This is a genomic window from Nocardiopsis moroccensis (genome assembly GCF_055763695.1).
The window spans coordinates 1,186,654-1,202,260 of sequence record NZ_CP199747.1; the positions used below are offsets into that span (position 1 = coordinate 1,186,654).

Annotated in this window: 13 protein-coding genes; 11 read left to right on the forward strand and 2 right to left on the reverse strand. The window is 69.8% G+C overall.

Annotated features, from left to right (window positions below):
* Window positions 1–3: 3 nt before the first annotated feature.
* Window positions 4–501 carry a hypothetical protein gene (locus tag ACUKCB_RS04945; RefSeq protein WP_473039264.1) on the forward strand — a complete coding sequence of 166 codons (498 nt, stop codon included), beginning with the start codon at window positions 4–6 and terminating at the stop codon, window positions 499–501.
* 47 nt (window positions 502–548) lie between these two features.
* On the opposite strand, the gene ACUKCB_RS04950 is transcribed toward ACUKCB_RS04945, so the two are convergent.
* Window positions 549–788, reverse strand: coding sequence for a hypothetical protein (locus ACUKCB_RS04950; protein WP_473039265.1), 240 nt, complete (start codon window positions 786–788; stop codon window positions 549–551).
* Between the two features lie 537 nt (window positions 789–1,325).
* On the opposite strand from ACUKCB_RS04950, the gene ACUKCB_RS04955 reads away from it, so the two are divergent.
* The 5 genes from ACUKCB_RS04955 to ACUKCB_RS04975 all read left to right on the forward strand — a co-directional run bounded on the left by ACUKCB_RS04955 (window position 1,326) and on the right by ACUKCB_RS04975 (window position 9,317).
* On the forward strand, window positions 1,326–1,925 hold the full coding sequence (locus ACUKCB_RS04955; protein ID WP_473039266.1) for a carbohydrate binding domain-containing protein: 600 nt from the start codon (window positions 1,326–1,328) through the stop codon (window positions 1,923–1,925).
* Window positions 1,865–3,850: an alpha-L-arabinofuranosidase C-terminal domain-containing protein gene (locus tag ACUKCB_RS04960; RefSeq protein ID WP_473039267.1), complete on the forward strand. Its 1,986-nt coding sequence runs from the start codon at window positions 1,865–1,867 to the stop codon at window positions 3,848–3,850. Before ACUKCB_RS04955 ends, ACUKCB_RS04960 begins: the two co-directional genes overlap by 61 nt.
* A 199-nt stretch (window positions 3,851–4,049) precedes the next feature.
* Entirely contained in the window at window positions 4,050–4,751 is a 702-nt protein-coding gene (locus ACUKCB_RS04965; RefSeq protein ID WP_473039268.1) for a response regulator transcription factor, read from the forward strand.
* Window positions 4,748–8,758, forward strand: coding sequence for an MMPL family transporter (locus tag ACUKCB_RS04970; protein WP_473039269.1), 4,011 nt, complete (start codon window positions 4,748–4,750; stop codon window positions 8,756–8,758). The genes ACUKCB_RS04965 and ACUKCB_RS04970 overlap by 4 nt, the downstream gene beginning before the upstream one ends.
* A 166-nt stretch (window positions 8,759–8,924) precedes the next feature.
* A complete protein-coding gene (locus ACUKCB_RS04975) occupies window positions 8,925–9,317 on the forward strand; it encodes a VOC family protein (RefSeq protein ID WP_473039270.1) in 393 nt (130 codons plus the stop codon).
* Between the two features lie 54 nt (window positions 9,318–9,371).
* Here ACUKCB_RS04975 and ACUKCB_RS04980 read toward each other — a convergent pair whose 3' ends face one another.
* Window positions 9,372–10,355 (reverse strand): ABC transporter substrate-binding protein, encoded by a 984-nt coding sequence (locus tag ACUKCB_RS04980; protein ID WP_473039271.1) that lies wholly within the window; start codon window positions 10,353–10,355, stop codon window positions 9,372–9,374.
* Window positions 10,356–10,438: 83 nt separating this feature from the next.
* On the opposite strand from ACUKCB_RS04980, the gene ACUKCB_RS04985 reads away from it, so the two are divergent.
* The 5 genes from ACUKCB_RS04985 to ACUKCB_RS05005 all read left to right on the forward strand — a co-directional run bounded on the left by ACUKCB_RS04985 (window position 10,439) and on the right by ACUKCB_RS05005 (window position 15,450).
* Window positions 10,439–11,218, forward strand: a complete 780-nt coding sequence (locus ACUKCB_RS04985; RefSeq protein WP_473039272.1) for a helix-turn-helix domain-containing protein — start codon at window positions 10,439–10,441, stop codon at window positions 11,216–11,218.
* Between the two features lie 290 nt (window positions 11,219–11,508).
* A complete protein-coding gene (locus ACUKCB_RS04990; protein ID WP_473039274.1) occupies window positions 11,509–12,537 on the forward strand; it encodes an iron-siderophore ABC transporter substrate-binding protein in 1,029 nt (342 codons plus the stop codon).
* Window positions 12,534–13,577: a FecCD family ABC transporter permease gene (locus tag ACUKCB_RS04995; protein ID WP_473039275.1), complete on the forward strand. Its 1,044-nt coding sequence runs from the start codon at window positions 12,534–12,536 to the stop codon at window positions 13,575–13,577. Before ACUKCB_RS04990 ends, ACUKCB_RS04995 begins: the two co-directional genes overlap by 4 nt.
* Complete coding sequence (locus ACUKCB_RS05000) at window positions 13,574–14,608, forward strand: FecCD family ABC transporter permease (RefSeq protein WP_473039276.1); 1,035 nt, start codon at window positions 13,574–13,576, stop codon at window positions 14,606–14,608. The genes ACUKCB_RS04995 and ACUKCB_RS05000 overlap by 4 nt, the downstream gene beginning before the upstream one ends.
* Window positions 14,605–15,450, forward strand: coding sequence for an ABC transporter ATP-binding protein (locus tag ACUKCB_RS05005; protein WP_473039277.1), 846 nt, complete (start codon window positions 14,605–14,607; stop codon window positions 15,448–15,450). The genes ACUKCB_RS05000 and ACUKCB_RS05005 overlap by 4 nt, the downstream gene beginning before the upstream one ends.
* Window positions 15,451–15,607: the final 157 nt, after the last annotated feature.

Here is a 15,607-nt window from a genome sequence, read left to right on the forward strand (position 1 = left end):
ATTGTGGCTGTTGGTAATCCAGGTAGACCGCCTTGGATTCGGCATGATTTTTCCCATGCGCAGCATATCGATATTCACGCTTCCCTTCCCTCGGATTCGGGTCACCCAAAGTTGGTGGATATCTCCTTTGCGGAGGATGTTCGGTGCTCGCTGTCGGATGCAGGTTTCGATGTAGTTGAAGTTGTTCTTGGCCCGGAACCTTCTGAAAGAATTTTTGCAGCAAGGGTGCTGCAGATTCTGGGGTTGCGGCGAGAAAGTGAAGTTTCGTGGGGGCTTTTCACTGACGCAATTTTGGATTTTTATGCGACCGGTGGTCGGCCGATTGCAATCCTGGTGCCAAATTTCGATGATTGGCTGTCCTTGGATCTAAAAACCTCTTTTAGGTCCATGTATGGAGCGGTTTCGGTTGCTGACTCCATGTCCCCTGACATTGGAGTCTTGCAGAGGCAAATTGAATATGTTTTCTTTGGCAAGTGGGGTGATTATAGAATTTCGGTATAACTGTAAATGGTTTCGTGAAGTAAGTGCTCTCATTGAGTCGGAAGGTGTCAATCTTCGAATATCCTGATGTCATGGTTGGAGCCCAAGCCGTCAGCATGCTTGGTCAGGTGCTTGTAGCAGATGAGGACGCAGACGATGCCGAGCATGGTCGGGGAGTTGAAGGCCTTGCGCTCCCAGAGCACGTTCAACCTGCTGTAGGAGCCCAGCCAGGCGATCGAGCGCTCGATCTTGTACCGGTGCCGGCCCAGGCGTTGAGAGGACTCGGCGTCGTAACGGACCAAGCGCACGCGGATGACGTGTTCGAGCAGCCACCGTTGGCCAGTACTCCCGGGGCCGGTGAGGGGGATGCCCGTACCCCGGGTGTGGATCGGGATAATCGGGGCACCCTGGTCACCTTGGCGGAGGTGGCTTGAAGTTTCAGGGGCATGTCCCGACGGTGAGGTGTACTTCGTTCAGGCGGACCAGTGCATCGCCTCCCTGGACGACGTCTGGCTCGTGTGCCTCATGGGCCACCTCCGACGCCCGCAGGTGAAAACGGCGTGCGGGTTTCACTCGTAGAACACCCCTTGACACCTCCGTGGTGGCGAAGTTATATCTAGAAAAATACATTCGGCCGAAGTTGATCGAATCATACTCATAATGTTAGCGCTAACATGCAAATAGAGAACGCCGGGACAAGGGTCGTGTAATGCGCGCCCCGGTCCCTGGTTTGCAACGCCTATCGTCGTCGAGAACACCCGCCTGAGCGACTCGCCACATCCCGCAACCACCGACCGGTGCCCGGCGCCCTGCGCCCGGCGTTGGTATACCCCCTCGGAGGAGACTTGCGAGCGAACCGAAGGACATCGGCGCGCACCACGTGTGCGCTTCTCACCGGACTGCTGTGCGTCGTGACCACGGCGTCCCCCGCGTCGGCAGCGACCGACTACAGCATCGACATCGACGTTTTCGCGGCCGGGCCGCAGATCAGCGACCAGATGTACGGCATTTTCATGGAGGACATCAACCACGCCGCCGACGGCGGACTCTACGCCGAACTGGTGCAGAACCGCTCCTTCGAATACAGCACCGCGGACAACGGGAACTACACCCCGATGACCGCCTGGGAGGAGGCAGGCTCCGGAAACACCAACGGCCAGGCCAGAGTGGTGAACGACTCCGGTCGGCTCAACGAGCGCAACCGCAACTACCTCCGGGTCGTACTGCCCACAGACGGCAGCGAATACGGCGTGGTCAACAGCGGATACTCCACCGGAATTCCCGTCACCGAGGGGGAGGAGTACGACTTCTCGGTGTGGGTCAAGGCCCCGGGCCGCCCGGACCCGGTGACCGTGCGGCTGCACGAGACGCCCAGGGCGAGCCGTTGGCCGAGCCGCTGTCCCTGGACGTGCGGGGCGACTGGGCCCAGTACACCGGAACGCTGACCGCGACCGCCTCCAGCACCGCCGGCCGGCTGTCGGTCACCGGAAGCGGTGGCGGTGTGCTGGACCTGGACATGGTCTCGCTCTTCCCGCGCGAGACCTTCAAGGGCCATGACAACGGCCTGCGCAAGGACATCGCCGAGCAGATCGCCGCACTCGCCCCGGGCTTCGTCCGCTTCCCCGGCGGCTGCCTGGTCAACACCGGCAGCCACGAGGCCTACGAAGCCCCCGACTGGCCGCGCGAGCGCTCCTTCCAGTGGAAGGACACGGTCGGACCGGTCGAGGAGCGCGCGACCAACCACAACTTCTGGGGCTACAACCAGTCCTACGGATTGGGCTACTACGAGTACTTCCGGTTCGCCGAGGACCTCGGCGCCATGCCGCTGCCGGTCGTGCCCGCCCTGGTCACCGGCTGCGGTGAGAACCGGGTCACCGACGATCCCGAACTGCTGCAGCGCCACATCCAGGACACCCTGGACCTCATCGAGTTCGCCAACGGTCCGGCCGACTCCGAGTGGGGCGGCGTGCGCGCCGAGATGGGCCACCCCGAGCCGTTCGGCCTGACCCACGTGCAGGTCGGCAACGAGGAGAACCTGCCCGACGCGTTCTTCGAGCGCTTCCTGCAGTTCCGTGACGCCATCGAGGCCGAGTACCCCGACGTCACCGTGGTCAGCAACTCCGGACCGGCCTCCGGCGGCACCGTCTTCGATCGCGCCTGGGAACTCAACCGCGAGCACGACGCCGCCATGGTCGACGAGCACTACTACAACTCGCCGGCCTGGTTCCTGGCCAACAACGAGCGCTACGACTCCTACGACCGCGAGGGCCCCGACGTCTACCTGGGCGAGTTCGCCTCGCAGGGCAACCAGTTCTCCAACGCCCTGGCCGAGGCCGCTTACATGACCGGGCTGGAGCGCAACGCCGACGTGGTGAAGATGGTCTCCTACGCCCCGCTGCTGGCCGCCGACTGGGGCACCCAATGGACCCCCGACATGATCTGGTTCAACAACGGCATCAGTTGGGGCTCGGCCAACTACGAGGTGCAGCGGCTCTTCTCCACCAACACCGGAGACCGGGTGGTGCCCAGCACCGCCTCCGGCACCCCCGGTGTCAGCGGGCCGATCACCGGTGCGGTGGGACTGTCCACCTGGAACACCAGTGCCGAGTACGACGACGTCCGGGTCACCTCCGCCGACGGCGGGACACTGCTCGAGGACGACTTCTCCTCCGGCGCCGACCAGTGGACCCACGTCACCGACGCCGGGAACTGGACCGTCGAGAACGGCGCCTACGTGCAGACCGAGCCCTCGGGTGAGAACACGATGGTCACCGCCGGCGACCCCGGGTGGACCGATTACGACCTGGAGGTGACCGCCACCAAGCGCGAGGGCGCCGAGGGCTTCCTCGTCGGGTTCGGAGTCCAGGGCACCGATGACTACTACTGGTGGAACCTGGGCGGGTGGAACAACACCCAGTCCGCGGTGGAGCGCGCCTCCGGCGGCGCGAAGAGCCTCGTCGTCTCCGACGGCACCACCGTGGAGTCCGGCCGTACGTACGACATCCGCGTCGAGGTGCGCGGACGTGACGTCACCCTCCACCTCGACGGCGAGGAGTGGGGCAGCTTCACCGCGTCCGAGCCCGAACCGTTCCGTCAGGTCGTCACCCGTGACGAGCAGACCGGAGAGCTCATCGTCAAGGTCGTCAACGCCCAGGGCGAGGCGGCCCGCACGTCGATCGACCTGGGCTCCGCGCGGGTGGAGTCCAGCGCCGAGCTGACCGTCCTGCAGGCCGACCCGACCGCCGAGAACACGGCGACCGACCGGCCCGTCAGCCCGGAGACCTCCACCATCGACGGCGTGGACAGCACGTTCACCCACACCTTCCCGGCACATTCGGTCACCTTCATGCGCCTCACCCCGGAGGAGTAGCCCACGGCGGCACCGCGCCCGCCGGGCACCGCAGAGCCGGTGCCCGGCGGGCGCCCTGGTGCGCCCCCACCTGCCACGGGGGTGAGGCCGGCCGGGACAGGGGACAGGGCTACGATCGGGCCGGGCCCCAGGCCCCGCGCAACCGCGTGACCTGGGCTCTCATCCCTTTCTCATCCGCTTCGGCTGTGATGGACGGACCATGCTCCAAGCCAAGATCCTCGTCGTCGACGACGAACCCAACATCCTCGACATGGTCGCGACCGTCCTGGAGTTCCACGGGTTCGACGTGCGGACCGCCGCCACCGCAGCCGAGGCGCACACCGCCGCGCACGCCTTCGGACCCGACCTGGTCGTGCTGGACGTGATGCTCCCCGACGGGGACGGGTTCGACGTGTGCCGCGCCCTGCGGCGCTCCCGCCCGGATCTGGGCATCGTCTTCCTCACCGCCAAGGACGCCCACAGCGAGCGGGTCGCCGGGCTCACCTACGGCGGCGACGACTACGTCACCAAGCCGTTCAACACCGACGAACTCGTCGCCCGGGTGCGGGCCGTCCTGCGCCGGACCCGCCCCGGACCCCGACCCGAACAGGCGGAGGGAATCCTGCGCTTCGCCGACGTCGAACTCGACGAACGGGCCTGCGTCGTCCGCCGGGCGGGCCACCCGGTCCCGCTCTCGCGCACCGAGTTCGACCTGCTGCGCTACCTGATGCTCAACAGCGGCCGGGTGCTCTCCCGCCCGCAGATCATCGACGAGGTGTGGAGCGAGGGCTACTCCGGCGGCTCCAACATCGTCGACACCTACGTCGGCTACCTGCGCCGCAAACTCGGCGCGCACGGACCCAACCTCATCCAGACACAGCGGGGGTTCGGCTACGCCCTCCGGGAGGGGGAGACCAGGTGAGGGCGCCGTGGCGCACCCTGCGCGGCCGCATGGTCGTGCTCAACGCGGTGCTGATGCTCCTCGCCCTGACCGTGGTGGCGGCGGCGAGCGCCACCTTCCTGCGCTCGTACCTGGTCGACCGGGTCGACGAACGCATCGAGACCAGCGCCGCCTTCGTCCGCGCCCACCAGGACGACATCTTCGCCCAGGACCCCTACGAACTGGTCGAGCAGATCCGCACGCCCAGCGACTTCGTCGCGGAGTTCGTCACCCGCGCCCCGGGCGACCCCCATCCCCGGGTGCACCGGCTCCAGGGCGCGGGGCCGACCCTGGTGCGCGACATCGACACCGACAACGCGCCCGAGGGCGTGTTCACGGTCGAGCACGACGGTTCGGAGTACCGGGTCATGGTGCTGGACCTGCCCGACCACGACACGGTCGTGCTCACGGGTGAACCCCTGGACCCGGTCGGGGCCACCGTCCACCGGCTGGTCGCGATCCAGGTGCTGGTCGGCCTGGCCATGCTGGGGCTCGCGCTGCTCGCCGGGACCGCGGTCATCCGCCGGGGGCTGCGGCCCCTGGACGACGTCGTCGAGACCGCGGAGGCCATCGCCCTCGGCGACCTCGAACGCCGCGTACCCGAACCCGCACCCGGTGCCGCCGTGGAGGTCAGCCGCCTCACCCTGTCCATCAACCGCATGCTGGCGCGCCTGCGCGGGGCCCTGCACGGCCACGAGCGCTCCGAGGAGCGGCTGCGCCGGTTCGTCTCCGACGCCTCCCACGAACTGCGCACCCCGCTCACCTCGATCCGCGGCTACCTGCAACTGGTCGCCCAGGGGGTGGTCGACGTCGCCAAACGGCCGGACGTGATCACCCGCTCCCAGCAGGAGTCCGAACGCATGGCCGCCATCGTCGACGACCTCCTCTACCTGGCCCGCCTCGACGAACGCCCCGCCCCCAGGCACGAGGTCGTCGAACTCGGCCGGATCGTGGCCGACAGCGTCGCCGACGCCCGCGCCGCCCAACCCGAACGCGAGTGGCGCACCGAGGCCTCCGCGGAGGGGCTCGTGGTCGGCGACGAACAGGAACTGCGCCAGGTCGTCTCCAACCTGCTGGCCAACGTGCGCGTGCACACCCCGGCGGCCGGCCCGGCGACGGTCCGGCTGTGCCGCGTCGACGGCCGGGTCGTCCTGGAGGTCGCGGACGGCGGGCCCGGCATGGACGAGGAGAGCGCGGCCTTCGTCTTCGAGCGCTTCTACCGCGGCGCCTCGGCGTCGGGCCGTCCCGGAAGCGGGCTGGGGCTGCCCATCGTCCGGGCGGTCATGCGGGCGCACGGCGGCGAGGCCGAGTTCGCCTCCGACGCGGGGGAGGGGACCACGGTCACCCTGCGGTTCCCGGCCCCGCCCGAGCCCGAGCCGGACCCCCTGACGCGCCACCGTGACGATGATCTCACCGGGGACGTCGCGTTCTCATCGAAATCTCATGGTTCTCGGCATTTCGCCTCATCGCGGTCGGATGGGCTGGCGGCGAAGCGAACAGGGTTGAGAGGAATGAGTATGGCTGGTCTGCTCTACCGTCTGGGTGGGTTCGCCTACCGCAGACGATGGTTGGTCGTGGTCTCCTGGCTGCTGGTCCTCGTGGTCGCAGCCGGAGCGGCGCTGATGTTCCGCGCCCCGCTCAACGACGCGCTGCGCATCCCCGGAACCGAGTCGGAGCAGGCCACCGACCTGATGGAGGCGCGTTTCTCCACCACCGGCGAGTCGGTCACCGCGGTGCTGAGCGCACCCGAGGGCTCCGACGTCATCGAGGACGAACAGTACGCCGACGCCGTCCGCGCGACCGCCGACGAACTCGCGGACGCTCCCGAGGTCGAGACGGTCATCAGCCCGCACGGCATCGTGGCGGACGCCCGCCAGCAGTACGAGGAGGGCATCGCCGAAGCCGAGGAGGAGGCCCTGGAGGCCGCCCGCGAGGGGGTCGAGGGGCTGGTGCCGCCGGAGACCCCGGGCCGGGACCAGGTCATCGCCGAGCAGCTGCCGGAGGCCGAGGAGCAGGCTCTGGCGGAGGTGGCCCGCCAGGCCCCCGACTTCGACGAGGAGGAGGTCCTCGACCAGGTTCCGCAGCTCTCCGACGACCGCGACACCGTCATGCTCCAGGTCCAGTTGGACGCCCGCAACGGCGAGGTGCCCGCGGAGACCGTCGACGCCATCCTGGCCACCGGTGACGAGGCCCGCGACGCCGGAATGGACGTGGAGTTCAGCGGCCCGGCCATCACCAACCAGGTGCCCTCCATGGGCGCGAGCGAGGCCGTCGGCCTCGTCGCCGCACTGGTGGTGCTGGTCATCAACTTCGGCGCCCTGATCACCGCGGGCCTGCCGATCCTGCTGGCGCTGATCGGCGTCGGCGTCGGCATGATGCTGCTCTACGCCTCCTCCAGCCTGATCGAACTGACCAGCACGGCCCCCATCCTGGCACTGATGCTCGGTATCGCCGTGGGCATCGACTACTCGCTGTTCGTGCTCTCCCGCCACCGCAAACAGGTGTCGCAGGGCTGGGACCCGGCCGAGTCCGCCGCCCGCGCCATCGGCACCGCCGGCAGCGCCGTGGTCTTCGCCGGTGCGACCGTCATCATCGCCCTGCTCGGCCTGTCGGTCGTACGGATCCCGTTCCTGACCATCATGGGTGTGGCCGCGATGGTCACGGTCGCGGTGGCGGTACTGGTGGCGATCACGCTGCTGCCCGCCCTGCTCGGGTTCGTCGGGCACCGGGTCACGGCCGGGCGCCTGCCGGTGCTGGGCCGACGCGCCGAGAGGGCGATGGTGTCCGAGCGCACCATGAGCGCCCGGTGGATCGGCATGGTCACCAGGCGTCCGCTCATCGCTGTCCTGGGTGTGGCCGCGGTCCTGGGCACGCTCCTGCTGCCCCTGGGCAGCATGCACCTGGGCCTGCCCAGCGACGAGACCAGCTCGGAGGACACCACCCAGCGCCAGGCCTACGAGATCATCAGCGAGGAGTTCGGCCCCGGCCACACCGCGCAGCTCGCCGTGGTGGCCGACCTGACCGGCTTGTCCGACATGCCCGCCGCCGCCGACGAGGTCGCCGAGCGGATGGAGGACGTCGACGGGGTCGCGGAGGTGTTCCCGCCACAGCTCAGCGAGGTGCAGGACACCGCGATCATCGTGCTGATCCCCGAGACCGGGCCCTCCGACACCGCCACCGAGGACGTGCTGCACCAGGTGCGCGGACTCCAGGACGAGGTGGACGAGGAGATCGGTGCGAAGATCGTGGTGGCCGGTGCCACCGCCGCCGCGATCGACATCTCCGAACGCCTGGCCGACGCGCTCCCGGTGTTCGCCACCGTGGTGATCGGGCTCGCCCTGGTGCTGATGACCGTCGTGTTCCGCTCCGTGCTCGTGCCGGTCAAGGCGGCGCTGGGCTTCGTGCTCAGCGCGGGCGCCTCGCTGGGCCTGACCGTGGTGGTCTTCCAGTGGGGCCACGGGGCCGCGCTGTTCGGCGTCGAGCCGGGGCCGCTGCTGGCCTTCATGCCGACCCTGGTCATCGGCATCCTGTTCGGCCTGGCCATGGACTACGAGGTCTTCCTGGTCTCCCGGATGCGGGAGGACTTCGTGCACGGCAGCGAGCCGATGGCGGCGATCTCCTCCGGCTTCACCCAGGGGGCGCGCGTGGTCACGGCGGCCGCGGCCATCATGATCAGCGTGTTCGCCTCGTTCGTGTTCGGCCACGTGGAGATGTTGAAGCCGATCGCGTTCGTCCTGGCGGTGGGCATCCTCATCGACGCCTTCCTGGTCCGGATGACGCTCGGCCCGGCGGTCATGGCCCTGTTCGGCCGGGCCACCTGGTGGCTGCCGAGGTGGCTGGACCGGCTGCTGCCCAACGTCGACATCGAGGGCGACCGGCTGAACGCGACCGCGCCCGCCACCGGCGGGGGCAGCGAGGGCTCGGACGGGGGCGACGGGGGCGGCGAGGGCGCCCAGGAGCCCCGCACCCCGGTGGACTCCCGCACCTGACCCGGCGGACCGGTACCTTCCCAGCGGCGCCCGCCGTGTCGGCCCCGTCGAGCAGCAGTGCTCGGCGGGGCCGTTCCCGTTCCCGCGCTCTCGGCGGGCCCGGGGTTGCCTCCCACAGCGGGGTCGGGTGCTTCTCCGGGGAGCGCGGGGTGCGATCATGCCGGGCATGGACGTTCTGAGCAGCCGCATCCTGCTGCGGCCCACCGACCTCGCACGCAGCCGTTCCTTCTACCGCGACGTCCTGGGGTTGGCGGTGCACCGCGAGTTCGGGGACCCCGAGGCGCTCGGGACCGTGTTCTTCCTGGGCAACGGGCTGCTGGAGGTCTCCGGCAGCTCCGAGCCCGCCGGGGTGCCGCCGCTCTCCCTGTGGTTGCAGGTGCGTGACGTCCGGGCCGAGTACGAGCGGTTGACGGCGGCCGGGGCTCAGGGTCTGCGCGAGCCCAGGACGGAGTTCTGGGGGCTGGTCGAGGCGTGGATCGCCGACCCCGACGGGGTGCGGATCGTCCTGGTCCAGATCCCCGACGACCACCCCCTGCGCCGGGACCAGCGTTCGTTCTGAGCGTTCCGAGCCCCCGCGGGCCGGGAACGTGCCCGGTCCGCGGGGGCGCCTTGCTCAGCCGAGCGCCTCGACGGTCGGGCGCAGCTCCTCCGCGAGCCAGCGCAGGCTCATCGGACCGGCGGAGTTGATGGCGTTGGCGAAGGCGAGGTCGGCGTAGTAGACGGTGCCCGACTCGACCGAGGGCAGACTCTGGAAGAGGGGGTCCTCGTCGATCTGCTCGCGCTCCTCATCACCCGGTGCCCACACGGCGAGCAGGTCGGCGTCCAGGTCGGCCGTGTTCTCCCGGGACAGCGGATCCGAGGTCTGGGTGTTGTCCTGGTTGTCGGCCGGCCGCAGGCCGAACAGCTCGAAGAGGGACCCGTTGCCGAAGGCGTAACCGGTCGTGTCGGCGCGGACCCACTGGTAGGTGCGGTCCTCGATGCCGGGGACGGTCGCGCCGATCCCGGTGAACTCCGCCTCGATCTCGGCGATGAGCTCCTCGGCCTCGGCGGTGCGGTCCACGGCCTCGGCGGTCTTGAGCAGCCGTTCGTCCCAGTCCGCGTTGGCGGCGTCGGTGGCGGGGGTGACGGTCGGGGCGATGGCGTTCAGCCGGTCGAAGGCCGCCTGGTCACTCACCTGGTAGGTCTGGGCGATCACCAGGTCCGGTTCGGCGGCCGCGATCGCCTCCAGGTTGGGTTCGCCGTCCGCCGTGATCAGACCGGGGTCGGAGATGTCGGCGATCTCCTCGGCCATCCAGGGCACGCTCTGCTCGAGGGTCTCGGGGTCCTCGGCCACGCTGACCGGGATCACGCCCAGGGAGAGGAGTTCCTCGGCCGAGGCGAAGCCGAGGGCGACCACCCGTTCGGGGGCCTCGTCGATGGTGACCTCCCCGTGGGAGGTCTCGACGGTCAGCGGGTACGTTCCGTCCGAGGCTGCGGCGTCCTCCCCGCCCTCCTGGGCCGTTCCGCAGCCCACGAGCACCAGCAGCGAGAGCGCGGTCGCCGCCGCTACACCGCCCCGTCGGCCGCACACGGCCGTTCCCACACGCGTCAACGCCATCAGAACTCTCCTTCTCGTAGAAAATAAGGCAAGGCTATCCTTCACTGCTTTCGGGCTGGTCGGCGGGGCGTAATCTGAACGGCGTGGTCACACGAGACACGAGTCGTCGGCTCCCCAGCTATGCGGCGGGGGAGATCGACGTGCCCTTCGTCGTCCGCGGCACGGAGGAGGTCATCGATCGGGACACGTTCTGGGAGGAGCACTCGCACCCGACGCACGAACTGCTGTGGAACCGGCGGGGGGCTTCCTCGGCCGAGGTCGGGGCGCGGGTCTGGACCATCACCCCCTCGGTCGGGCTGTGGATCCCGGCCGGGACGCCGCACTCCGGGCGGACACCCGCCGGCACCTGGCACCACTCCGCGCATTTCAGCGTCCGTGCGGTCCCGGCGATCTCGGACGCCCCCGTGGCCGTGGAGGTCACACCGCTGCTGCGGCTCCTGCTCGACCGGCTCAACGAGGAAGGGCTGGCCCCCGACTCGCGTACCAAGACCGAGGCGCTGGTGCTCGACCTGCTGGTCCCCGCCCCGGTCGAGCTGTTGCTGAGGATCCCCGAGTCATCGTTGCTGGCACCGATCGTCGCCGCCGTGCGCGAGGATCCCGCCGACACCACCACCCTGGCGGCGTGGGCCTCGCGACTCGGTGTGAGCACCCGGACCATCACGCGGGCCTTCCGCGAGCAGACCGGGCTCGGGTTCAGCCAGTGGCTGGCCGCCGCCCGGGTGCAGCACGCGATCACGCTGCTCTCCGGTGGCGAGGAGATCGAGGAGGTCGCCGAGCGGGTCGGCTACCACTCGGCGAGCGCGTTCGGCACGGTTTTTCGGCGGGTGACGGGGATGAGCCCGGGGCGCTTCCGCTCACAGTGATTCCTGCCGGGGTGGCGAGGGGGAGCAGGGCGGGCTCTGTCCGTTTTGAGAAGAACGGTGTCACATCTGCGTGATTGCGAACCTGGTGAGTGCACCCTAAATTTGGTTAGGCAAACCTAAGCACTCGCTGTGGTCGGGGTGACGCACCCCCGCGTCCACGCACCACAGGCCCTGGCACCCGAGGACCGCCGTGCCCGTGGCCCGGTGCGCCCGCACACCCCACCGAGGCGACGCGACCAGGCCCCGAAGACGCCGCACCCAGCGCTCAGGGCCACCACCGGAAGGAAACCATGTCCCGTCTCCCCAAGCTGGCCGTGCTCGCCACGGCAGCGCTGCTCCCCCTCACCCTCGCCTCCTGCTCCTCCGCCCCGGACCAGGAGGGCGCCGCCGACTCCTCCGGGGACTGGACCCCCATCGAGGTCGAGCACGCCCTCGGCACGACCACCATCGAGTCCGAGCCCGAACGGGTCGCGACGGTGAACTGGGCCAACCACGAGGTCCCCCTGGCCCTGGGCGTCGTGCCGGTGGGCATGGCCGCCGCCAACTTCGGCGACGACAACGACGACGGCGTCCTGCCGTGGGTCGAGGAGAAGCTCCAGGAACTGGACGCCGAGACCCCTGTCCTGTTCGACGAAACGGACGGCATCGACTTCGAGGCGGTCGCGGACACCCAGCCCGACGTGATCCTCGCCGCCTACTCCGGGCTGACCCAGGAGGACTACGACACCCTCAGCGAGATCGCCCCCGTCGTCGCCTACCCGGAAACCGCCTGGGGCACGTCCTGGCGGGACACGATCGAGCTGAACAGCGCCGCACTCGGCATGGCCGACGAGGGCGCCGAGCTCATCGCCGGGCTCGAGGACGAGATCACCGAGGCGGTCGCGGAGTACCCGCAGATCGAGGGCGCCTCGGCGATGTTCCTCACCCACGTGGACACCACCGACCTCAGCGAGGTCAGCTTCTACACCACACACGACACCCGTGCGCTGTTCTTCGACGACATCGGACTCCGGACCCCGCAGAGCGTCTCGGACGCCTCCGCCGAGACCGACCAGTTCTCCCTCACCCACAGCGCCGAACGGGCCGACGCCTTCGACGACGTCGACGTCATCGTCACCTACGGCGGCGAGGAGCTGGTGACCGCCCTGGAGGGCGACCCGCTGCTGTCCCAGATGCCCGCCGTGCGCAACTCCGCGGTGGTCAGCCTGCCCGGGGACAGCCCGCTCGGTACGGCCGCGAACCCGACCCCGCTGTCGATCTCGTGGGTCCTCGACGACTACCTGTCGCTCCTGGCCGAGGCCGCCGACGGGGCACAGTGATCACGCGAGAGTCCCCTGACCAGGCGGGGGCCGCCACCGCACGGCCTCCGCACCGGGGTAAACCCCTCTGGCTGCTCCTCGTCCTCGGTGTCCTGCTGGGGCTCATGTTCGCCTCGGTCGCCGTCGGCTCCCGAGACGTCCAGTGGGCCGACATCGTCGCCGCGTTCGGCGGGTCCGCCGAGGGGTTCGACCAGGCCGCGGTCGCCAAACGGATCCCGCGCACCCTGCTCGCCGTCCTCGTCGGCGCCGCCCTCGGCGTCTCCGGCGCGGTCATGCAGGGCGTGACCCGCAACCCGCTGGCCGACCCCGGCATCCTGGGCGTGAACATGGGCGCCTCACTCGCCGTCGTCACGGGCATGGCCTTCCTCGGAGTGGCCTCCGCCACCGGTTTCATCTGGACGGCGATCATCGGCGCCGGGCTGACCGCGCTGTTCGTCCACGTCATCGGCTCGCTGGGGCGCGGCGGCGCGACACCGCTCAAGCTCGCCCTCGCCGGTGCGGCCACCTCCGCCGCCCTGTCCTCGTTCATCAGCGCCGTCGTACTGCCGCGCAACAACATCGCCGACGGGGTGCGCTCCTGGCAGATCGGCGGGGTCGGCGGCGGCACGTACGAGTCCATCGCGCACGTGCTCCCCTTCCTCACGGCCGGGTTCCTCGTCTGTCTGCTGTCGGCCCGGGGGCTCAACCTGCTCGCCCTCGGCGACGAGCTCGCCGCCGGTCTGGGCCAACGCGTCGAGGCCCTGCGGATCGGCGCCTCCGTCGGCTCGGTCGTGCTGTGCGGGGCGAGCACCGCCGTCACCGGCCCGATCGGGTTCGTCGGTCTCGTCGTGCCGCACATGTGCCGTCTGCTCGTCGGCGTCGACCACCGTTGGCTGCTGCCGTTCTCGGCCCTGGGCGGCGCCGCGCTGCTGACCGCGGCCGACGTGGTCGGCCGCGTGGTGGCACGCCCCGGACAGATCGATGTGGGGATCGTGACCGCCCTGGTCGGCGCCCCGTTCTTCATCTACATCGTCCGACGTCAGAAGGTTCGTGCCCTGTGAGCATCTCCACCGTCGAGACCGTCGCCCGCGGTCGGGTGCGCCGTGCGCGCCGACGGCGCGTCGTGATCGGCGTCCTCGCCGCCCTGATCGTCCTCGGGTTCGCCACCACCCTCATGGTCGGGCAGACCTTCTACCCGCCCGGCGACGTGGCCCGGGTACTCCTCGGGCAGGACGTGCCGGGAGCCTCCTTCACCGTGGGACGGCTCCGGCTGCCCCGGGCCGTCCTGGCGGTCGCCGCCGGGCTGGCCTTCGGGCTGTGCGGGGTCACCTTCCAGACCATGCTGCGCAACCCGCTCGCCAGCCCGGACATCATCGGGATCAGCGCGGGGGCGAGCGCGGCGGCGACCTTCGCGATCGTGGTGCTCTCCCTCGACGGAGCCGGGGTGTCGGCCTTCGCGATCGTCGCCGGCCTGGCCGTCGCCCTGGCCGTGTACGCCCTGTCCTTCAAGGGCGGGGTCTCCGGTACCCGGCTGATCCTGATCGGGATCGGTGTCGCGGCGATGCTCGAAAGCCTCACCTCCTACATCCTCGACCGGGCCGCCATGTGGGACCTGCAGGAGGCGATGCGGTGGCTGACCGGTAGCCTCAACGGCGCCACCTGGAACGGAGCGATCCCGGTCGTCGTCGCGCTGCTCCTGCTCGGCCCCCTGCTCCTGGGGCTCTCGGACAACCTCTCCGCGCTCCAACTGGGCGACGACACTGCCTCGGCCCTGGGCGTGCGGGTGGACCGCACCCGGCTCCTGGCCGTCGTCGGCGCGGTCGGCCTCATCTCCTTCGCCACCGCCGCGGCCGGGCCGATCGCCTTCGTCGCCTTCCTGTCCGGACCGATCGCCGCGCGACTGGTGGGCTCGGACGGCTCCCTGCTGGTGCCTTCCGCGCTGGTCGGCGCGCTCCTGGTCCTGGTCGCCGACTTCTGCGGCCAGTTCGCCTTCGGGACCCGCTTCCCGGTCGGGGTCGTCACCGGCGTGCTCGGCGCCCCCTACCTCGTCTACCTCATCGTCCGGACCAACCGCGTGGGAGGCTCCCTGTGACCACGGACCATTCACTCCTCGTCGAGGAACTGACGCTCGGCTACAAGGACCGCGACGTCATCGAGTCCCTCGACCTCGCCGTCCCTCCGGGCCGGATCACCGCGATCGTCGGCGCGAACGCCTGCGGCAAGTCCACGCTGCTGCGCTCGATGTCACGGCTGCTGACACCCCGGAGCGGGCGGGTGCTCCTCGACGGGCAGGAGGTGCACCGCCTCCAGCCCAAGGCGGTCGCGCGCACGCTCGGCCTCCTGCCGCAGTCACCGGTCGCCCCCGAGGGCATCACCGTGAGCGACCTGGTCGGGCGCGGGAGGCACCCGCACCAGAGGATGCTCTCCCGCTGGAGCAGGCAGGACGACGAGGCCGTCGCCGAGGCCCTCGAAGCGACGCGGACGGTCGACCTGGCCGACCGCCCCGTCGACGAGCTCTCGGGCGGGCAGCGCCAACGCGTCTGGATCGCCATGGCCCTGGCCCAGCGCACCGACCTGCTGCTCCTCGACGAGCCGACGACGTTCCTGGACGTCAGCCATCAGGTGGAGGTCCTGGACCTGCTCACCGACCTCAACGCCGCACGCGGCACCACGATCGTGCTGGTCCTGCACGACCTCAACCTGGCGGCGCGCTACGCCGACCACCTCATCGCGCTCGCCTCCGGCAGGCTGCACGCGGCGGGCCCGCCCGAGCGGGTGCTCACCCCGGAGACGGTGCACGCGGTCTTCGGGATGCACAGCCGGATCATCACCGACCCCACCTCGGGCAAACCCCTCATGCTCCCCATCGGCAGGCACCACCGGGCGGACGCGCAGGCCGACGCCCAGTGTCCTGAAGCCGACTCCGTGTCCTGAAGTCAACTCCGCCACCGCGTGTGGTCAACGGGCCCGCCCGGAGGTCCGGGTCCGGTCGGCTCCGAAAATACTTTGCCCGCGTTTTCCTGCTTCGGTACGGTCACGGAGTCGTTCTGCCGACGGGGCCCGCGAGGTTTCTCCTGTGGTCTTCCCGGCG

Coding starts and splice junctions, on each gene's coding strand:
- ACUKCB_RS04965 (WP_473039268.1), top strand. CDS start 4,050: ATGCTCCAAGCCAAGATCCTCGTCGTCGACGACGAACCCAACATCCTC.
- ACUKCB_RS04975 (WP_473039270.1), top strand. CDS start 8,925: ATGGACGTTCTGAGCAGCCGCATCCTGCTGCGGCCCACCGACCTCGCA.
- ACUKCB_RS04980 (WP_473039271.1), bottom strand. CDS start 10,355: ATGGCGTTGACGCGTGTGGGAACGGCCGTGTGCGGCCGACGGGGCGGT.
- ACUKCB_RS04990 (WP_473039274.1), top strand. CDS start 11,509: ATGTCCCGTCTCCCCAAGCTGGCCGTGCTCGCCACGGCAGCGCTGCTC.